The sequence below is a fragment of the Xanthomonas sp. NCPPB 3005 genome (assembly GCF_041228095.2).
Lineage (GTDB): Bacteria > Pseudomonadota > Gammaproteobacteria > Xanthomonadales > Xanthomonadaceae > Xanthomonas_A > Xanthomonas_A bonasiae.
Genome location: NZ_CP166096.2, coordinates 3,791,977 through 3,811,270 on the forward strand (window position 1 = coordinate 3,791,977; position 19,294 = coordinate 3,811,270).

Genomic DNA, 19,294 nt, shown 5'->3' on the forward strand with positions numbered 1-19,294 from the left:
CCAGGGCCTGCCGATGCGCGGGGAGCGGCCCTGCGGTGCGCGGGCGCCGACGCCGCCCTATCGGCGCCCGGACGCGGCGCTTCGGGTTGCCCTGGCCTGCGCCGATCCGGCCAGCGGCCCCCCCCGGCGGCGGGCCCGGGGCACCGGCTTGCGGACGCGGCGGCGGCGGCGCAAAGTGATGCGACGCATCGTCGCAGCCGCTAAGATGCGCCCAGGCCGCATGGAGGCATAAGGATGGCATCGACCCAGGACCCTGTGACGCGACTTTTGCTGGTCGAGGACGACCCGATCAGTCGCACGTTTTTGCAAGTGACGCTGGAATCCCTGCCCGCGCAGGTCGATCTGGCCGACACCGTCGCTTCCGCGCTGGCCAGTGCGCAGGCGCAGGAACACGATCTGTGGCTGATCGACGCCAACCTGCCCGACGGCAGCGGTGCCGACCTGCTGCAGCGCCTGCAGCGGCAGCGCCCCGGCACCCTGGCGCTGGCGCATACCGCCGACGCCAGCGGCGCGGTCCGCGAGCACCTGCTCGGCGCCGGTTTCGCCGAAGTGCTGCTGAAACCGCTCAGTCCCGAACGCCTGCTGCAGGCGGTGCGGCGGTTGCTGGCGCGTGGCAGCGTCGGCACCGCGCCGGGCGCGGTGGAGGCGGCGGTGGACTGGGACGAGACCACCGCCCTGGTCGCGCTCAACGGCGAGCGCTCGCACCTGATCGCGCTGCGCGAACTGTTCCTGGCCGAGTTGCCCGGCACCCGCGACGCGGTCGCCTCGGCGCTGCAGCTCAGCGACGAGCAGGCGGTGCGCAACCACCTGCACCGGCTGCAGGCCAGCTGCGGCTTCGTCGGCGCCGCACGGCTGGCGCGCGCGGTACGCCAGCTGCAGGGCGACCCGGCCTCGTCGCAGGCGCGCAGCCAGTTCAGCGAGGCGGTCGCGGCGTTGTTGCATTGAGCCGGGATTTGGGATTGGGGATTGGGGATTCGTAAAAGGCGCACTTGCCGCACGCCCATGTAGGAGCGGCTTCAGCCGCGACAGACACCATCGGCAAGCCGGCATGGTGGGTGAGCGGTTGGAGCTGAAGCCCCCTGCAGTAAGCCGGCCAGCGCAAGCGCAGCTCAATCGGCCTTCGGCGCCTGCGGGTCAGCCACTTCCGGTGAGTCAGGTACCTGCGGCAGTTCCCCGGCTTCCGCGTCGCGGCGCTGGCGGGTCAGGTCCTGCAGCATCTCCCACGACTTCAGGCCACGCCCGCCGAGGTGGTGCATCAGCACCACGCGCATGCCGCGGCGCAGGCCGGGCAGGTCTTCGGCCACCGGCATCTCGTCGGCGGCCAGCGCCAGCAGCGCGCGGCCGGTGGCCATGCCGCTGCGCTGGTCGTGGCCGCGGTCGCTGAGCAGGCGGCGCGGGCCGTGTTCGGCGTCCAGCACGTAGCGCGCGGCCGGGTCGATCGGCTCGCCGTCGCCGTCGTGGCGCAGGTCGAAGCCCACACCCAGGGCGTCCAGCAGGTCGCGCTCGAAGCAGCGCAGCGTCCACGCCAGCGGCGCCTCCGCGCCCAGCCGCGCGCGCACCCGTGCGTAGGCCAGGTACAGGTCCGGCGCAGGATCGTCGCGCGGCGCCAGGCGCAGGGTCAGTTCGTTGATGTAGAACCCGGCGAGCATGCCGTCCCCGCTCAGGCGCGGCGCCGTATCCACCGCCTCGGCCGCACGCAGCTGGGCCAGCTCGCCGCGGCGCTGCGCGCTGAAGCGGATCGACTGCAGCGGCTGCAGCGCCGCGCGCAGCGGCTGGTTCTTCGGCCCCTGCACGCCCCGCGCCAGCACGCCCAGGCGGCCGTACTGCGCGCTCAGCACTTCGACCAGCAGGCTGGTCTCGCGCCAGGGGCGCGCGTGCAGGACGAAGGCGGGTTCGTGTTCGATGAGCATGGACGCTTCGGGACTCGGGACTCGGGACTCGGGACTCGGGACTCGGGACTCGGGACTCGGGACTCGGGACTCGGGACTCGGGACTCGGGACTCCAGGATGCTGTCCGGCGGCAAATCGCTGTCAAGCGATTTGAGGAAAAAGCGCCGTGCTGCGAAGAGAAGCGGCAGCTGTATTCCGGCTCAGCGGTTTTTTGTGGGAGGGGCTTCAGCCCCGACGCGTTATCGGTAAGGCGTCGGGGCTGAAGCCCCTCCTACAGAAAAGCGGAAATGCGGTGCATTTGCGAAAATCCCGAGTCCCGAGTCCCGAGTCCCGAGTCCCGAGTCCCGAGTCCCGAGTCCCGAGTCCCGGCCTTACTCCCCGTACCCGAACGCCTTCAACGCGGCCTCGTCGTCCGACCAGCCCTCGCGCACGCGCACCCAGGTCTCCAGGAACACCTTGGCGCCGAACAGGCGCTCCATCTGCTGCCGGGCCTTGGCGCCGATGTCCTTCAGGCGGGTGCCGCCCTTGCCGATCACGATCGCCTTCTGGCCCTCGCGCTCGACCCAGATCACCGCGCCGATGCGCAGCAGCGCGCCGTCCTCGGCGAAGCGCTCGATCTCCACCGTGGTCGCGTACGGCAGCTCTTCGCCGAGCTGGCGCATCAGCTGCTCGCGCACCAGTTCGCCGGCCAGGAAGCGCTGGCTGCGGTCGGTGATCTCGTCCTCGCCGAACATCGCCGGCGCTTCCGGCACCAGCGCCAGCAGGTCGCGCACCAACGCTTCCAGGCCCTTGCGCTTGAGCGCGGAGATCGGATGCACCGCGGCGAAGCTGCGGCCGTCGCTGACCTGCTGCAGGAACGGCAGCAGCGCGGTCTTGTCCTTGAGCCGGTCGACCTTGTTCACCACCAGCACCACCGGGATGCCGGAATCGTTGAGCACGTTGAACGCCAGCGTGTCCTCGTCGTCCCAGCGCCCGGCCTCTATCACCAGCAAGCCGGCGTCCACGCCTTCCAGCGAGCCGCGCGCGGCGCGGTTCATGACCCGGTTCATCGCGCGCTTCTGCTCGCGGTGCAGGCCGGGGGTGTCGACCAGCACCAACTGCCCTTCCGGGAAGCTGGCGATGCCCAGCAAGCGGTGCCGGGTGGTCTGCGGGCGGTTGGAGACGATGCTGACCTTGGCGCCCACCAGGGCGTTGGTCAGGGTGGACTTGCCCACGTTGGGGCGGCCGATCACGGCCACGCTGCCGCTGCGGTAAGGGGACGCTTGCTCGTTCACTTGCTGGAATCCAGTTGCTCGATGGCGGCGGCGGCGGCCTGTTGTTCGGCCAGCCGTCGCGAGGTGCCCTCGCCCTCGGTGGTGAGGGCAGGCTCGGCGAGTACGCAGCGTACCCGGAATAGCTTGGCGTGTTCGTCGCCGGTTTCGCTGATCAGCTCGTACGCCGGCAGGGCCCGCTGCCGGGCCTGCAGCCATTCCTGCAGGCGGGTCTTGGCGTCCTTCTCCGGCTTGCCGACCGGCAGTGCGGCCAGCGCCGTCTCGAACCAGGGCAGGATCACCGCACGGCAGGCCTCGAATCCGGCGTCCAGGTAGATCGCCGCGACCACCGCCTCGACCGCGTCGGCCAGGATCGAATCGCGGCGATGCCCGCCGGACTTCATCTCGCCCGGCCCCAGGGTCAGCCGCTCGCCCAGTTCCAGCTGGCGGCCGATGGTGGCCAGCGAGGCCTCGCGCACCAGTTCGGCGCGGGCGCGGGTCAGCGCGCCTTCGTCGGCCTTGGGCCAGCGCCGGTACAGCGCCTCGGCGATCAGCTGGTTGACGATGCTGTCGCCGAGGAATTCCAGCCGCTCGTTGTGCGGCGCGCCGGCGCTGCGATGCGTCAGCGCCTGCGCCAGCAGCTGCGGGTCGGCGAAGCGGTGACCGATGCGGTCGCCGCGCAGGATCGTTTTACTCGCCACCGCGCGTCGTCAGGTCCTGGGTGATGTCGAACTTGCCGACCACGTCCAGGTTGGCGACCAGCGGCTTGCGCACTTCGTAGGCCACATGCATCTTCCAGCCCGAATCCATGCGGTCGAACTTGACGTCGTCCGGCTTCACGTTGTCCGAATTGTTGATGTCCAGGCGGCGGAACAGCAGCATCTTCGCCTGCGCCGGATCCATGTCGGCGCTGCCCGGCTCGGCGGCCAGGCCCTTCATCGCCGAGCGCACCGCGTAGTACTCCATGTACATCGGGAACAGCTTCATGCCGATGTAGGCGAAGAAACCGACCACCGCCAGCACGATCACGAACGACGTCAACGTCATGCCACTTTGCTTGTGCTTCATCGCGCTTCCCCTTACGCCAGAAATCACTGGATTCCGGTCCCGATCCGCGAGGGATCGAAACTGCCGCTGCAGAACCAGCCTTCGCAATTGAGCCAGACCAGGAACGCCTTGCCGCGCAGGTTCTCTTCGGGCAGGAAGTGGGTCTGGGTCCAGAAGCGGCTGTCCTCGCTATTATCCCGATTGTCGCCCATCACGAAATACTGGCCCGGCGGCACCACCCAATCGCCCTGGCCGGCCGGATTGTTGCGGTCCAGCCACTCCAGTTCGGTGTGGGTGCGGCCCGGCAGGTATTCGGTGAGCAGCGTGGACCCGGTCATCTCCGCGCCCTTGCCCTTGCCGACGTACTCGCCGCGCACCTGGTACTTCATCGGCGTGCCGTTGATGTACAGGGTATCGCCGTGGAAGCCGATGCGGTCGCCGGGCAGGCCGATGACGCGCTTGATCCAGTTCTCGTCCGGCTTGTGCGGCGGCTTGAACACCACCACGTCGCCGCGCTTGGGCTCGCTGGTCGGGATCACCTTCTGGTTGGTGATCGGCAGGCGGAAGCCGTAGGCGAACTTGTTGACCAGGATGAAATCGCCGACCAGCAGGTTCGGCATCATCGAGCTGGACGGAATCTTGTACGGCTCGGCGATGAAGCTGCGCAGGATCAGCACCACCGCCAGCACCGGGAAGAACGCCCGCGAATAATCGACCAGCACCGGCTCGGTATCCAGCAGGCCGGCGCGCGCGGCGCGGCGCTTGGCGAAGAACAGCTTGTCCAGCAACCAGACGATGCCGGTGGCGAAGGTCAGGACCACCAGCGCGATTTCAAACCATTTCATTCGTGTTCCTTCGGAACGGGATTCGGGATTGGGGATGAGGAGATTCGGCAGAGCGGGACATCGGACAGGCTTGCGCGCTTGCCAATCCCCAATCCCGAATCCCGAATCCCAGCTACTTATCCATCTGCAGCACAGCCAGGAAGGCTTCCTGCGGGATCTCCACGCGGCCGACCTGCTTCATGCGCTTCTTGCCTTCCTTCTGTTTTTCCAGAAGTTTCTTCTTGCGCGACACGTCGCCACCATAACATTTGGCCAGCACGTTCTTGCGCATCGCCTTGACCGTGCTGCGCGAGATGATCTGCGAGCCGACCGCGGCCTGGATCGCCACGTCGAACATCTGCCGCGGGATCAGGTCCTTCATCTTTTCGCACAGTTCGCGGCCGCGCCGGTCGGCATGGCTGCGGTGCACGATGATCGACAGCGCATCGACCTTGTCGCCGTTGATCAGCGTGTCCACGCGCACGAACGGGCCGGCGTCGAAACGCAGGAAGTGGTAGTCCAGCGAGGCGTAGCCGCGCGACACCGACTTGAGCTTGTCGAAGAAATCCAGCACCACCTCGGCCATCGGCAGTTCATAGCTGATCTGCACCTGGCTGCCCAGGTAGTTGATGCCGATCTGGCTGCCGCGCTTTTCCTCGCACAGGGTGATGATGTTGCCGACGTAGTCCGGCGGGGTCAGGATGTTGGCGCGGATGATCGGCTCGCGAATCTCCTCCACGTTGTTCAGCGGCGGCAGCTTGGACGGGTTGTCCATCGGGATCACGCTGCCGTCGGTCTTGAGCACCTCGTAGACCACGGTCGGCGCGGTCGAGATCAGGTTGAGGTCGTACTCGCGCTCCAGCCGTTCCTGCACGATTTCCATGTGCAGCATGCCGAGGAAGCCGCAGCGGAAGCCGAAGCCCATCGCCTCGGAGCTTTCCGGCTCGAAGCGCAGCGCCGCGTCGTTGAGGCGCAGCTTGTCCAGCGCCTCGCGCAGGTCCGGGTAGTCCTCGGCATCGACCGGGAACAGGCCGGCGAACACGCGCGGCTGCATTTCCTGGAAACCGGGCAGCGCGTGCGGCGCCGGGTCGGCGGCCAGGGTCAGGGTGTCGCCGACCGGCGCGCCGTGCACGTCCTTGATCGAGGCGTTGATCCAGCCCACTTCGCCGGCGCCCAGCGCGGGCAGTTCCTTGCGCTTGGGGGTGAACACGCCGACCTTGTCGACCAGGTGGGTGCGGCCGGTGGACATCACCAGGATCTTGCTGCCCGGCTTGATCTCGCCCTGCATCACCCGCACCAGCGAGACCACGCCCAGGTAGTTGTCGAACCACGAGTCGATGATCAGCGCCTGCAGCTTGTCGGTGTCGCGCGGCTTGGGCGGCGGGATGCGGTGCACGATCGCTTCCAGCACCAGGTCCACGTTGAACCCGGTCTTGGCGCTGACCGCCACCGCGTCCTCGGCGTCGATGCCGATCACCGCCTCGATCTCGGCCTTGGCGCGGGCGATGTCGGCGGTGGGCAGGTCGATCTTGTTGAGCACCGGCACCACTTCCAGGCCCTGCTCCACCGCGGTGTAGCAGTTGGCCACCGACTGCGCTTCCACGCCCTGCGCAGCGTCCACCACCAGCAGCGCGCCCTCGCAGGCGGCCAGCGAGCGGCTGACTTCATAGGAGAAGTCGACGTGGCCGGGGGTGTCGATGAAGTTCAGGTGGTAGACCTGCCCGTCCTTGGCCGTATACGGCAAGGACACGGACTGGGCCTTGATGGTGATGCCGCGTTCGCGCTCGATCGGGTTGGAGTCGAGCACCTGCGCTTCCATCTCGCGCGCCTGCAGGCCGCCACAGAGCTGGATGATGCGATCGGCCAGGGTCGATTTGCCGTGGTCGACGTGGGCGATGATGGAGAAATTGCGGATGTTCCGCATCGAATCAGAGGACATGAGGTGGGCGGCGGCCAGGACCGTCGTCAGGATAACGGGCCATTATCGCATGGCCGGAGGGAGCCAGGCGCCCCGGCTGCGGCACGCGTGGGCCAACGGCTGCGCGGGCAGCGTTTCGGGAAACAAACCCCAATGAAATCAATGGCGCCCAGCGAACCGGGGTTCGCTGGGCGCCATTGGCGGTGCCGCGAGCGGCCGCTCAGTCGACGCTGATCGCGATGAACTGGCTGGCCGGGCTGCCCGGCGCGCGCACCAGCAGCATCACCACGTCGCCCTTCTTCGCGCCGGCGGTCAGCTTGCGGAACTGCGCCGCATTGGACACCGGCGTGCGCCCGACCTGCAGCACGATCATGCCCGGACGCAGCTGCGACTTGCTCGCCACCGCGCGGCTCACCTGCGCCACCTGCACGCCTTCGTCGGCGCGCAGCCCGAGCTTCTGCCGCACCGGCGCCGGAATCTCCTCCACGCTGATGCCCAGCGCGCTGCTCTCGGCGGCTTGCGGCGCCGGCGCCGCGTCGCCGCGGCCCGGCTGCTGCTGGCCCATGGCCATGCCGTCGTCGCTGAGCTCGCTCAGGGTCACGCTGATGTCGCGCGGCTTGCCGTCGCGGATCACGGTGACCCGCGCCTTGCTGCCCGGCGGCAGCATGCCCACCAGCGGCGGCAGGTCTTCGCGCGTATTGATCTTCTGGCCGTTGAAGGCAACGATGAAGTCGCCCGGCTCGATCCCGGCCTTGGCCGCGCCGCTGCCCGGCTGCACGCCGTTGACCAGCGCGCCGCGCGTGTCGCTCAGGCCCAGGCCCTTGGCCTCCACATCGCTGATGTTCGGCTGCATGGTCACCCCGAGCATGCCGCGGCTGACCTTGCCGGTCTTCTTGATCTGCTCGACCGCGCTCATCGCCAGGTCGATCGGGATCGCGAAGCTGATGCCCATGTAGCCGCCGGAGGCGGAGAAGATCTGCGAGTTGATGCCGACCACTTCGCCGCGGGTATTGAGCAGCGGGCCGCCGGAATTGCCCTGGTTGATCGCCACGTCGGTCTGGATGAAAGGCACGTAGCGCTGGTCGGCGTACGGGTTGCTGCGCCCGGTGGCGCTGACGATGCCGGCGGTGACCGAGTGGTCCAGGCCGAACGGCGAACCGATCGCCACCACCCACTGGCCGGGCTTGAGCATGTTGGAATCGCCCACGCGCACCGTCGGCAGGTTCTTGCCGTCGATCTTCAGCAGCGCCACGTCGTACTGCTGGTCGCTGCCGACCACCTTGGCGGTGAACTCGCGGCGGTCGGTCAGCTTGACCTTGACCTCGCTGGCGCCATCGACCACATGGTGGTTGGTCAGCACGTAGCCGTCGGGCGAGATGATGAAGCCCGAGCCCATCGAGCGGCCGCCGGGGGTCGCGTCGTCTTCGTCCGGTCCCTGCTGGCCCGGCCTGCCGGGCATGCCCGGTTGCCCCGGGATCCCGTCCGGCCCGAAGAAGCGGCGGAAGAATTCGGGGATCTGCGCATCGTCGGGCATGCCGCCGGCGCCGGCGCGCGTGGCCGCGGCCTTGCGGCTGATCGTGGTCTCGACGTTGACCACGCCGGGGCCGACCTGTTCGACCAGGTTGGTGAAATCGGGCAAGCCGGCGACCAGCTGCGGCGCAGGCGCCGCGCGCGCAGCAGCCGGCGCGGCGGCAGCGGGCGCGGCCGACTCGGGCTGCTGCGCGCAGGCGGCCAGCGGCAGGGTCAGGGCCAACACGCCCAGCAGATGGTTGCGGATACGGTGAGTCATCGGACGCGAGCCTCCGGTTCGGGAAAGGGATGGAAAACAACGGCGGTGCCGCGGGCACCGCGCGCCGGAGCGAAGCACGCGCTTCGACCGACGCCTGGGTTCAAGGCTGCTGCGGCAACGGCGCGGGCGCCGCATCGGCCGGCAGCCGCGGCTCGAACGGATAGAACGCCGCCGACGCGCCCTGGCGCGGGAAACTGGCGGTGAACTCGCCGCTGGACGCCGCCGGCGCCAGTGCCGAGCGCGGCCATGGCCGCGCCTGCAGCGGTGCGGGCTGGTGCGCGAACGGATCGCCGGCATGTTGCTGCGCGAGCGCCTGGCCGGTCGCCGTGGCCGGCAGCGGCAGCGCGGTCGCCGCTGGCCGCGACGGGGCCGCGGCGGCGATCGCGCGTACCGGTTCGGCGGCCCGCGCCGCGCTGCTGCGCGCAGCCTGCTGGGTTCGGGTCGCGCCGCGGCGGGTGGCGGCGTCCTGGCGCCGGTGCGCGGCGATGGCCACTGCCGGTGCCGCGGCGACCGCCGCGCCGAGGTCGCCCTGCGGATCTGCCGGTGCCGGTGCCGGCACCTGCGGCACGGCCGCCGGAACCGCAGGCGCGGCGGCAGGAGCGCTTGAGCTGGCGACCTGCACGGGCGCTGCCGCCGGCGCCGCATCGGGCAGGCGCTCGCGGGTCATGAACAAGGCGATCGCGGCGACCGAGGCCGCCAGCGCCGCGCTTCCGCCCCAGCGCCAGGTGCGGCGGCTGCCGGCGGCATCGCTGGCGCGCGCCACCTCGGCGCGTTGCGCCTCGGCCGCCACCGCCTGGCGCACGCGCTCGCCGAAATCGGCGGGCGCCGGCATGCACACGCGGCCGCGCAGGATGTCGCCGCACAGCTGCCAGCGTTCGTGGCAACCGGCAAGCTCCTCGTCGTGCTGCAGCCGGCGCACCACGAAGCGCGCCTCGTCGGCCGGCAGCTCGCCGTCGATCAACGCCGACAGCTGCTGCCGGTAGTGCAGTTCGAACTTGTCCGGCGGCGTGGCGCCGGGCGTCGGCTCGGGCTGGGAAATGGGCGTGCTATCGGTCATACGCGGTGTCGCTCACGAGTGGCGCTGTCGGTATCCAGCAGGGGACGGAGTTCGGCGTCGATGGCGTCCCGCGCACGGAAGATGCGCGAGCGCACCGTGCCGATCGGGCAACCCATCTTCTGCGCGATGTCCTCGTAACTCATCCCGTCCACCTCGCGCAGGGTGATGGCGGTTCGCAATTCTTCCGGCAACGCATTCACCGCCTTCATCACCGTCTGTTCCAGCTCCTGGCGCATCAGTTCGCGCTCGGGCGTGTCGGTGTCGCGCAAGCGCGTGCCGCTGTCGAACTGCTCGGCATCGAGCACGTCGACGTCGTCGGTCGGAGGCCTGCGGTTGTGCGCAACCAGGTAGTTCTTGGCGGTGTTCACGGCGATACGGTGCAACCATGTAGAGAACTGGGCGTCGCCACGGAAGTTCCCTATCGCGCGGTAGGCGCGGATGAAGGTGTCCTGTGCCACGTCCTGACATTCGCTCCAGTCGGCGATGTAGCGCCCGATCAGGCCGACGATCCGGTGTTGGTACTTGCGCACCAGCACATCGAACGCCGCGCTTTCGCCGCGCTGCACACGCCGGACCAGTTCCAGGTCCAGCTCCTGAGGTGTTTCGACATCGGCCATAACGGGCCGCACTCCTGTCAGCCCAACCTACGTCGGACCATCTGACCGCCAATTCGGAAAAAAGTTCAGCGTCCCTGCGGACCGCCGCCCCACGACGTTAACCCGCATTCCGTTAGGCTGGCGGCATGCCAGCGGTCGCGGGACCCGCGTCACTCCCCTGTGGATTGGGATTTGACGCAACGGAAACAACCTCTGGATGATAACGATCTTCTCCATACATAAGCGGATGGTCCTCCCCATGCTTTCAGGCTTCGACGGGCTCCGATTCAGTCACTGGCAAGCGGATATCCGCGACGACGGCGTCGTCGTGCTCAGCCTCGACCGCCAGGACGCGCCCGTCAACGCGCTGTCGCAGGACGTGCTGCTGGAGCTGGGCGATCTGCTCGAACGCATCGCCATCGACCCGCCCAAGGGCGTGGTGATCCGCTCGGCCAAGGCCAACGGCTTCATCGCCGGCGCGGACCTGAAGGAATTCCAGGAATTCGATCGCCGCGGCACCGTCAACGACGCGATCCGCCGCGGCCAGGCCACCTTCCAGAAACTGGCCGAACTGCCCTGCCCGACCGTGGCCGCGATCCACGGCTTCTGCATGGGCGGCGGCACCGAGATCGCGCTGGCCTGCCGCTACCGGGTCGCCTCCAGCGACGGCTCCACCCGCATCGGCCTGCCCGAGACCAAGCTCGGCATCTTTCCCGGCTGGGGCGGCAGCGCGCGCCTGCCGCGGCTGATCGGCGCGCCCGCGGCGATGGACCTGATGCTGACCGGGCGCACCGTGTCGGCATCGGCGGCCCGCGCGATGGGCCTGGTCGACAAGGTCGCCGCATCGGCGGTGCTGGTCGATACCGCGGTGGCGCTGGCCTTGACCGGCAGCGCGCGCCCGTTCAAGCAGCGCGCCACCGCCTGGGCCACCAACACCTGGCCGGCGCGCAAGCTGCTGGCGCCGCAGATGCGCAAGCAGGTCGCGCGCAAGGCGCGCAAGGAACACTACCCGGCGCCGTACGCGCTGATCGGCGTCTGGGAGCGCAGCGGCGGCGGCGGCATCCAGGCGCGGCTGGACGCCGAGCGCAAGGCCGTGGTCAAGCTGGCGAGCACGCCGACCGCGCGCAACCTGATCCGCATCTTCTTCCTCACCGAGCGGCTCAAGGCGCTGGGCGGGAAAGACCATGGCATCCGCCACGTGCACGTGGTCGGCGCCGGGGTGATGGGCGGCGACATCGCCGCCTGGTCGGCCTACAAGGGTTTCGAGGTGACGCTGCAGGATCGCGAGCAGCGCTTCATCGATGGCGCGCTGAGCCGCGCCGGCGAGCTGTTCGCCAAGCGGGTCAAGGACGACAGCAAGCGCCCGGCGGTGGCGGCGCGGCTGAAGGGCGACCTGGCCGGCGACGGCGTGCCGGTGGCCGACCTGGTGATCGAGGCGATCGTGGAGAATCCGCAGGCCAAGCGCGAGTTGTACCAGTCGCTGGAGCCGCGGATGCAGCCCGATGCGCTGCTCAGCACCAACACCTCCTCGATCCCGCTGACCGAACTGCGCGAGCACATCCAGCGCCCGGCGCAGTTCGCCGGCCTGCACTACTTCAACCCGGTGGCGCAGATGCCGCTGGTGGAGATCGTCTGCCACGACGGCCTGGCCGCGGACAACCAGAAGCGGCTGGCCGCGTTCTGCAAGGCGATCGACAAGCTGCCGGTGCCGGTCGCCGGCACGCCCGGCTTCTTGGTCAACCGGGTGCTGTTCCCGTACCTGCTGGAAGCGGCCACCGCCTACGCCGAGGGCATCCCCGGCCCGGCGCTCGACAAGGCCGCGGTGAAGTTCGGCATGCCGATGGGGCCGATCGAACTGATCGACACCGTGGGCCTGGACGTGGCCGCCGGGGTCGGCGCGGAACTGGCGCCGTTCCTGGGCCTGCCGATCCCCGCCGCGCTGCAGACGGTGGAACCGGGCAAGCGCGGCAAGAAAGATGGCCAGGGCCTGTACGCCTGGGAAAACGGCCGCGCGAAGAAGCCGGAAGTGGACAAGGACTACCAGGCGCCGGCCGATCTGGAAGACCGCCTGATCCTGCCGCTGCTCAACGAGGCGGTGGCCTGCCTGCACGACGGCGTGGTCGCCGATGCGGACCTGCTCGACGCCGGGGTGATCTTCGGCACCGGCTTCGCCCCGTTCCGCGGCGGCCCGATCCAGCACATCCGCGCGGCCGGCGCCGACGCGCTGCTGGAGCGGCTGCGCGCCCTGCAGGCGCGCTACGGCGAGCGCTTCGCGCCGCGCCCGGGCTGGGATTCGCCGGTGCTGCGCGAGCCGGTGGCCTGAGTCCGCCGTGCGTCCTCCGCGCTCCCTGTAGGAGCGGCTTCAGCCGCGACAGGCGTTACCGAGAGATCCTGTCGCGGCTGAAGCCGCTCCTACAGGAAGCGGAAGACGCCTGATCCCGTGTCACGAATGCGAATGCCCATGCGCGCCGTGCGCATGGCCGTGCCGATGCCCATGGTCGTCGTGCTTGCCGTGCCCGTGATCCGCATGCTCGTCGCGCGCCCCCTGCGCAGCGCGCGCCGGCGTGCCGCACGGCTCTGCGCCGCAGTGCCCGGCTTCCATCTGCAGGGTGATGTGGTCGATATCGAAGCGCGCATGCAGGCCATCGCACAGGGCCGCGCGCAACGCGTCGGCATCGGCGCCGTCGGCGATCACCACGTGCGCGGTCAGCGCCGGCGTGCTGGAGGCCAGCGCCCACACGTGCAGGTCGTGCACGTCCTCCACGCCTGGAACGTCGCGCAGATAGCCGCGCACCGCGGCCATGTCCACGCCCTTGGGCACGCCTTCCAGCAGCACGTTGATCGCCTCGCGCAGCAGCACCCAGGTGCGCGGCAGCACCCACAGGCCGATCAGCACGGCCAGGATCGGATCGATCACCTTCCAGCCGGTGAGGCGGATCGCCAGCGCGCCGGCGATCACCGCCACCGAGCCGAGCATGTCGCTCCACACTTCCAGGTAGGCGCCCTTCATGTTCAGGCTCTCGCCGCTGCCGGCCTTGAGCAGGCGCATCGAGATCAGGTTGATCAGCAGGCCGAACGCGGCGATGCCGAGCATGCCGACCGTGGCCACGTCCTGCGGCTGGCGGAACCGTTGCACCGCTTCCCACAGGATGTAGGCGGCGACCACGAACAGCATGCCGCCATTGAACAGCGCGCCCAGCGCCTCCAGCCGCGCGTAGCCGTAGGTGCGCTTGGCATCGGGCGGGCGCCGGCTCAGCCGCACCGCGACCAGCGCGATCATCAGCGCCAGGGTGTCGGTGGCCATGTGCGCGGCGTCGGACAGCAGCGCCAGGCTGTTGGTCAGGAACGCGCCGGCGATCTCCACCAGCAGGAACGTGGCGGTCAACCCCAGCGCCCACCACAGCGGTTTCTCGTGGCGGATCTCGGTCGGTGCGTGGCTGTGGTCGTGTCCCATGAGCTGGCCTGACGGTGCGTGCGAAGAAGATGCGCCACCTTAGATCGGCCCTGCGGCGGAGACTATTACACCGCGGCTGCATGCGGCTGGCCTATTGAGCCACTGCGCGGATGCAACGCTGGAGCCGCTACCGGCGACGCAGCGTGAAGTGATCGATCCAGCGGCAGCCGCACCGTCGCCAGGATTCGCTGCCGCACGCGAACGCAGCGGCGCGATGCGTTCCGGGGATCGGTTCGCTCCTGCTGGCTGCGACAGCGCGCAGCATGCGCACAGCATCTGCGGCCATCCCGCGCGTCACGGCAGCCACCACACCAGCAGCGCGCTGATGCCGGCCAGCGCCAGCAGCGACAGCGTGCCCGCGGCCAGCACGCGGCCGCCGGAGGCCAGCACCGAGCGCAGGTTCACCGACAGTCCCAGCGCGGCCATCGCCACCAGGGTCAGCAGCGCCGAAACGCGTTGCGCCGCGCCCGCCAGCGCCAGCGGCAACAGGCCCGAGGAGCGCAGCAGCAGCATGCCGACGAAGCCCAGCACGAACCACGGCAGCAGGCGGTGCAGCGGCAACCGCGCGGCGCCCGGCCGGCCGGCGGTCAGCCCGAGCAGCAGCATCACCGGCCCCAGCATCACCACCCGCATCAGCTTGACCAGCGCGCCGACCTGCGCGCTGACGGCGCCCACCGGCAGCGTCGCCGCCAGCACCTGCGGCACCGCGTACACGGTCATGCCGGCGAGGATGCCGTAGTGGCGCTGATCCAGGCCGAACAGCGGCACCGCCAGGGGCAAGGCCAGCACCACCACGATGCCCAGCGCCGCGGTGAACGCGATCGAGGCGGCCACCTCGTCCGAATCGGCGTCGATCACCGGCGCCGCGGCGACGATCGCCGAGTTGCCGCAGATCGCATTGCCGCAGGCCACCAGCGTGGCCAGCCGTGCCGGCAGCCCGAGCAGGCGGCCGATGCCGTAGCCGATGCCGATCGCCAGCAGCACGGTGGCCGCGATCAGTCCCAGCAGCAGCCCCCCAGCCGCGCCGACCGCACTGAAGCTGACCGATGCGCCGAGCAGCACGATCGCCACTTCCAGCGGCAGCTTGGCAGCGAACGCGATGCCGGCGTCGGCGCGTGCCGGCAGATGCGACGCGGTGCGCAGCAGCGTGCCGAGCGCGATCGCGAACACCAGCGCATCGATCCACGGCCGGCCCAGCCAGCGCAGTTGCGCCTGCTCCGTCAGCGACGCCAGCGCGGCGACCGCGATCGCCAACAGCAGCCCCGGCAACAGTGCCGCGCCCTTGTCCCGTGCCTTGTACATTGCCGCCACCCTGTCGAAGTGGCGGCAGGATGCGCCCGGCCATCCTGTCATTCCATCGCATAATGCCGGATAGTTCGTTCGTCTCAATCGAACGATCCCGCCGTGACCCTGGAACAACTCGCCCTGTTCGTCGCCGTCGCCGAACGCCAGCACCTGACCCTGGGTGCGCAGGCCGCGCATCGCACGCCGTCGGCGGCCAGCGCCGCGATCAAGGCGCTGGAAACCCGGTACGGCGTGCCGCTGTTCGACCGGGTCGGGCGCGGCATCGCGCTGACCGCCGCCGGCGCGGCGTTCTTCGAGGAAGCCAAGGCGATCCTGGCGCGCACCCGTGCCGCGGAGCTGGCCCTGAGCGAGTGGCGCGGCGTGCTGCGCGGCACCCTGGACCTGCACGCCAGCCAGACCGTGGCCAGCTACTGGCTGCCGACGCGGCTGATGGCCTTCCACGCGCGCTTCCCGCAGATCCAGATCCGCCTGAGCGTCGGCAACACCGAAAGCGTGGCGCACGCGGTGCTCGAGGGACGTGCGGAACTGGGTTTCGTCGAAGGCGGCGTGCACGATCCGCAGTTGCAACTGTCCGCGCTCGGCCACGACCGCCTGCTGGTGGTCGCCGCGCCGGCCCATCCGCTGGCCGGACGCCTGCGCCTGGGCCTGCCGCGGCTGGCCGAGGCCAGCACCTGGATCATGCGCGAAGCCGGCTCGGGCACGCGTTCGGAGTTCGAAGCGGCGCTGCGCGCGGCCGGGGTCGCACCGGAACGCCTGCGCGTGGCGCTGACCCTGCCCTCGAACGAGGCGGTGCTGTCGGCGGTGCACGCCGGCCACAGCCTGGCGGCGATCTCGCAACTGGCGGCCGCGCCGTGGCTGGAGAGCGGGCGCCTGCAACGCGTCGGCACGGCGCTGGGCGCGCGCACGTTCCACGCGTTGCGCCATCGCGAACGCAGCCTGGGGGCGGCGGCGGCGGCCCTGCTCGACAGCGGTGACGCCACGGACGCACCTGGCTGAGGCCGCCACCCCGCCGGCACAATCGCGGCGATCGGCGCGCCGCGCGCAGCCGCGTCGGCAAACACACATCGGTCTTGCGCAGGCGCTACAGCGAAGGCGTCGCGCCGCCCTGCCCCGCCGCGGCGGGCGCCGTGCGCGGCCGCCGACAGCGCCGCAGCGCTTGCTGCCATGCCGCTTTGCAACATGGCGATCAATTCCAAAACAAGATAGCCGACGCAAAATGCTTCATTGGAATGGAATGGCTACGCCTCCTATGCTCGCCCCAGTTCCAGGCAATCGCAGCGGCGGCAAGGGGCCACGTCCGCCACCGACGGCGACCGGAACGCAACAAGCCTCGCGCAGCGAGGCCGCGATGCACCACACGTTCGCAATGTCCGCATGGCCACAGGCCCTGCGACCCTGCCAGCGCGGCCAGGATCGGATTGCCCGGTCCCATTTCAACTTGCTCGGTAACTTTCGTCCTGGGAGGGAACAAAGATGCCTTTTCAACACCAGTGTCGCCCGGCTTGCCGGCGCGCGCAGCACCAGGCCGCCCGCACGCTGCTCGGCTCGGCCATCGTCCTGGCCCTGGCCAGCAGCTTCGGCGCCCACGCGCAGAGCGTCGCCGCCGATCCGGCGCCGCCGGCCGGCACCGCGAGCGGCGATGCCGGGCAGGCACCGGTCACCCTGGACAACGTGATGGTGATCGGCCAGCGCGCCAGCCTCGACCAGGCGGTGCAGGCCAAGCAGCTCGACGACCACGTGGTCGAGGTGATCTCCGCCGACAACATGGGGCAGATGCCCAACGTCACCGTGGCCGAGGCGCTGGTGCGCCTGCCCGGCGTCAACGGCACCCGCGACCGCGGCAACGAAAGCCTGGCCACGGTGCGCGGCCTGGGTCCGCGCATGACCATGGGCACCGTCAACGGCCGCGAGATCGCCTCCTCCGAACCCAACCGCGCGGTGCGCTGGGAAGTGTTCCCCACCGAGATCGTCTCCACGGTCAAGGTCTACAAGACCCAGTCGGCGGACCTGGTGGCAGGCGGCATCGCCGCCACGGTGGACATCTCCACGATCAGCCCGCTCGACCATACCGGCCCCACGTTCGTCGGCACCGCCGGCCCGATCTACTACGATGAGGCCAAGGACGTGGACGGCTATTCGCCGTGGGGCAGCCGCCTCGGCGCCAGCTGGATCCACCGCTTCAACGACAACCTGGCCATTGCGCTCGGCGCCACCTACCAGAAGCAGAAGAACGCCGGCGTCTCGATCGGCAGTTGGGGCTATACCGACGACAGCAACGCGCGCGACGTCGATGGCGACGGCAAGGTCGACTACACGCCATGGGGCGCGGCCGACCAGCTCAAGCTGACCGAACAGACCCGGACCGGCGCGATGGGCACCGTGCAGTGGCGCTCGGGCAACCTCGAACTCAAGCTCGACGGCCTGTATTCGCGGATCAAGATCGACGAGGACCAGCGCCAGAACTGGTTCAACAACCTCGGCTACAGCATCTTCTCCGCCAGCAATCCGTACACCACCCCGGGTTCGTCCTACACCATCGTCGACGGCGACGTGGTCGCCGCCACGCTGGCCGATTCCAACCTGCAGGTGGACCACGTCATCAGCCACTACAGCGAGGTCAAGACGCTCGCCGCCGGCGGCCTCAACGCGAAGTGGAGCGGCGACGTATGGACCCTGGGCGGCGACCTGTCGTTCTCGCAGGCCAAGCGCGACAACGACTGGCGCGCGGTGCGCTTCGGCAGCAATCCGGACACGGTGTCCTTCGATTTCCGCCACGGCGTCACCCCCACCATCAGCACCAGCTCCGATACGCCGGAATGGGGCATCAGCGGGCAGACCGAGCCGCAGGCGCTGCGCGACCGGATCGCGGCGCTGGCGCTCAGCGCCAGCCGCACGATCGCCGATTCGCCGATCACCGCGCTGCAGTTCGGCGCGCGCGCGGCGCGGCGCGAGAAGGAGAACCGCCACTTCACCAGCTTCCAGTCCGGCTACGACCAACCGATCTCCGCCTACCAGGACCTGATCCATCCGGTGCAGATGCCCGACCTCAACGTGCCGACGCTGACCGGCGGCGATCTGGACGCGATCGCCAGGCTCGGCTTCGGCGGCTTCGATCCGGGCCTGAACACCGAACAGCTGCTGGACCACTGGAACGTCAAGGAAAACGTGCGCGAAGCCTTCGCCAAGGCGGTGTTCAGTTCGCAATGGTTCGGCATCGACGTCACCGGCAACGTGGGCGTGCGCGCGGTCCACACCGACACCACCAGCGACGGCTACGACACCGTCGGCGGCGTGGTCCAGCCCAGCAGCGCCAGCAACGACTACACCGACGTATTGCCCAGCGCCACGCTCAACTTCCTGCTCGAAGACGAGCGCATCCTGCGCTTCTCGGTGGCCAAGGTGATCGCGCGGCCGCCGCTGGACGAACTGCGCACCGGCCGCGCGCTCGACGACCCCAACACCACCGTCGGCCAGCTCACCGGCAGCGGCGGCAACCCGCAACTGAATCCGTTCCGCGCCACCCAGCTCGACCTGTCCTACGAGTGGTACTTCCACAAGGAAGCGCTGGCCGCGCTGGCGCTGTACCGCAAGTGGGTGGACTCGAGCATCGGCTACAAGACCCAGCACGAGACCATCGACGGCCGCGACTACCTGATCAGCGGCCCGTTCAACGGCGGCGGCGGCTACATCAACGGCGCCGAACTGACCTTCCAGACCCCGTTCTTCTTCATCCCGCACATGGAGAACTTCGGCGTCTACTCGAACTATTCCTACGTCGAGTCCAGCCTGCACGAGTTCTCGCCGGCCGACGATCCGCTGCCGCTCAGCGGCCTGGCGCGCAACACCGGCACCTTCGACCTGTGGTACAGCAACAGCAAGTTCGAAGCGCGCGTGGGCTACAAGTACCACAGCCCCTACACCGTGGTGTACGGCTGGAACGCCGCACGCCTGGCGCGGCTGGAAAGCGAAGGCACGGTGGACCTGAGCCTGGCTTGGCGCTTCAGCGAGCACCTGGGGCTGAAGTTCCAGGTCGGCAACCTGACCAACGAGCCGTTGCGCGCCTACAGCGACAACAAGCGCAACCGCCTGGCCAACCAGGACGACGGCGGCTATCAGCTGTTCGGCCGCCGTTTCGCGCTGGAAGCCACCTACACGTTCTGAGCC

At 69.5% G+C, this 19,294-nt stretch carries 15 protein-coding genes; 4 read left to right on the forward strand and 11 right to left on the reverse strand.

Features of this window, described 5'->3' with window-relative positions; genetic code table 11:
* Nucleotides 1-234: 234 nt before the first annotated feature.
* Nucleotides 235-945 carry a response regulator transcription factor gene (locus tag AB8810_RS16360; RefSeq protein ID WP_191824828.1) on the forward strand — a complete coding sequence of 237 codons (711 nt, stop codon included), beginning with the start codon at nucleotides 235-237 and terminating at the stop codon, nucleotides 943-945.
* A 164-nt stretch (nucleotides 946-1,109) separates the two neighbouring features.
* Here AB8810_RS16360 and recO read toward each other — a convergent pair whose 3' ends face one another.
* The 9 genes from recO to rpoE all read right to left on the reverse strand — a co-directional run bounded on the left by recO (nucleotide 1,110) and on the right by rpoE (nucleotide 10,392).
* Nucleotides 1,110-1,910: a DNA repair protein RecO gene (gene recO / locus AB8810_RS16365; RefSeq protein WP_369914228.1), complete on the reverse strand. Its 801-nt coding sequence runs from the start codon at nucleotides 1,908-1,910 to the stop codon at nucleotides 1,110-1,112.
* 351 nt (nucleotides 1,911-2,261) lie between these two features.
* Nucleotides 2,262-3,164 (reverse strand): GTPase Era, encoded by a 903-nt coding sequence (era, locus tag AB8810_RS16370; protein WP_369914229.1) that lies wholly within the window; start codon nucleotides 3,162-3,164, stop codon nucleotides 2,262-2,264.
* Nucleotides 3,161-3,841, reverse strand: a complete 681-nt coding sequence (rnc, locus tag AB8810_RS16375; RefSeq protein WP_179563683.1) for a ribonuclease III — start codon at nucleotides 3,839-3,841, stop codon at nucleotides 3,161-3,163. The genes era and rnc overlap by 4 nt, the downstream gene beginning before the upstream one ends.
* The gene (locus tag AB8810_RS16380) at nucleotides 3,831-4,208 is read right to left on the reverse strand and encodes a DUF4845 domain-containing protein (RefSeq protein ID WP_179563682.1); all 378 of its coding nucleotides are present in this window, start codon (nucleotides 4,206-4,208) and stop codon (nucleotides 3,831-3,833) included. Before AB8810_RS16380 ends, rnc begins: the two co-directional genes overlap by 11 nt.
* 23 nt (nucleotides 4,209-4,231) lie before the next feature.
* Nucleotides 4,232-5,032, reverse strand: coding sequence for a signal peptidase I (gene lepB, locus AB8810_RS16385; RefSeq protein ID WP_009583229.1), 801 nt, complete (start codon nucleotides 5,030-5,032; stop codon nucleotides 4,232-4,234).
* 112 nt (nucleotides 5,033-5,144) lie between these two features.
* Nucleotides 5,145-6,935 carry a translation elongation factor 4 gene (lepA, locus tag AB8810_RS16390; RefSeq protein WP_179565498.1) on the reverse strand — a complete coding sequence of 597 codons (1,791 nt, stop codon included), beginning with the start codon at nucleotides 6,933-6,935 and terminating at the stop codon, nucleotides 5,145-5,147.
* Between the two features lie 214 nt (nucleotides 6,936-7,149).
* Entirely contained in the window at nucleotides 7,150-8,718 is a 1,569-nt protein-coding gene (locus AB8810_RS16395; protein WP_206258741.1) for a DegQ family serine endoprotease, read from the reverse strand.
* A 100-nt stretch (nucleotides 8,719-8,818) separates the two neighbouring features.
* Entirely contained in the window at nucleotides 8,819-9,775 is a 957-nt protein-coding gene (locus AB8810_RS16400) for a sigma-E factor negative regulatory protein (protein WP_191824858.1), read from the reverse strand.
* A complete protein-coding gene (gene rpoE, locus AB8810_RS16405; RefSeq protein WP_053835168.1) occupies nucleotides 9,772-10,392 on the reverse strand; it encodes an RNA polymerase sigma factor RpoE in 621 nt (206 codons plus the stop codon). The genes AB8810_RS16400 and rpoE overlap by 4 nt, the downstream gene beginning before the upstream one ends.
* A 238-nt stretch (nucleotides 10,393-10,630) precedes the next feature.
* On the opposite strand from rpoE, the gene AB8810_RS16410 reads away from it, so the two are divergent.
* Entirely contained in the window at nucleotides 10,631-12,694 is a 2,064-nt protein-coding gene (locus AB8810_RS16410) for a 3-hydroxyacyl-CoA dehydrogenase NAD-binding domain-containing protein (RefSeq protein WP_369914231.1), read from the forward strand.
* Between the two features lie 120 nt (nucleotides 12,695-12,814).
* On the opposite strand, the gene AB8810_RS16415 is transcribed toward AB8810_RS16410, so the two are convergent.
* Both AB8810_RS16415 and AB8810_RS16420 read right to left on the reverse strand, forming a co-directional pair.
* Nucleotides 12,815-13,825, reverse strand: coding sequence for a cation diffusion facilitator family transporter (locus AB8810_RS16415; protein WP_369914232.1), 1,011 nt, complete (start codon nucleotides 13,823-13,825; stop codon nucleotides 12,815-12,817).
* A 294-nt stretch (nucleotides 13,826-14,119) separates the two neighbouring features.
* Entirely contained in the window at nucleotides 14,120-15,127 is a 1,008-nt protein-coding gene (locus AB8810_RS16420) for a YeiH family protein (RefSeq protein ID WP_369914233.1), read from the reverse strand.
* 102 nt (nucleotides 15,128-15,229) lie between these two features.
* Here AB8810_RS16420 and AB8810_RS16425 point away from each other — a divergent pair, with 102 nt between their 5' ends.
* Nucleotides 15,230-16,126, forward strand: a complete 897-nt coding sequence (locus AB8810_RS16425) for a LysR family transcriptional regulator (RefSeq protein WP_369914234.1) — start codon at nucleotides 15,230-15,232, stop codon at nucleotides 16,124-16,126.
* 477 nt (nucleotides 16,127-16,603) lie between these two features.
* Nucleotides 16,604-19,291, forward strand: coding sequence for a TonB-dependent receptor (locus AB8810_RS16430; protein ID WP_369914235.1), 2,688 nt, complete (start codon nucleotides 16,604-16,606; stop codon nucleotides 19,289-19,291).
* The last annotated feature ends 3 nt before the right edge of the window (nucleotides 19,292-19,294 follow it).

Coding starts and splice junctions, on each gene's coding strand:
- AB8810_RS16430 (WP_369914235.1), top strand. CDS start 16,604: ATGCCTTTTCAACACCAGTGTCGCCCGGCTTGCCGGCGCGCGCAGCAC.
- lepA (WP_179565498.1), bottom strand. CDS start 6,935: ATGCGGAACATCCGCAATTTCTCCATCATCGCCCACGTCGACCACGGC.
- AB8810_RS16400 (WP_191824858.1), bottom strand. CDS start 9,775: ATGACCGATAGCACGCCCATTTCCCAGCCCGAGCCGACGCCCGGCGCC.
- rpoE (WP_053835168.1), bottom strand. CDS start 10,392: ATGGCCGATGTCGAAACACCTCAGGAGCTGGACCTGGAACTGGTCCGG.
- AB8810_RS16380 (WP_179563682.1), bottom strand. CDS start 4,208: ATGAAGCACAAGCAAAGTGGCATGACGTTGACGTCGTTCGTGATCGTG.
- lepB (WP_009583229.1), bottom strand. CDS start 5,032: ATGAAATGGTTTGAAATCGCGCTGGTGGTCCTGACCTTCGCCACCGGC.
- recO (WP_369914228.1), bottom strand. CDS start 1,910: ATGCTCATCGAACACGAACCCGCCTTCGTCCTGCACGCGCGCCCCTGG.
- AB8810_RS16415 (WP_369914232.1), bottom strand. CDS start 13,825: ATGGGACACGACCACAGCCACGCACCGACCGAGATCCGCCACGAGAAA.
- AB8810_RS16360 (WP_191824828.1), top strand. CDS start 235: ATGGCATCGACCCAGGACCCTGTGACGCGACTTTTGCTGGTCGAGGAC.
- AB8810_RS16395 (WP_206258741.1), bottom strand. CDS start 8,718: ATGACTCACCGTATCCGCAACCATCTGCTGGGCGTGTTGGCCCTGACC.
- AB8810_RS16420 (WP_369914233.1), bottom strand. CDS start 15,127: ATGTACAAGGCACGGGACAAGGGCGCGGCACTGTTGCCGGGGCTGCTG.
- AB8810_RS16410 (WP_369914231.1), top strand. CDS start 10,631: ATGCTTTCAGGCTTCGACGGGCTCCGATTCAGTCACTGGCAAGCGGAT.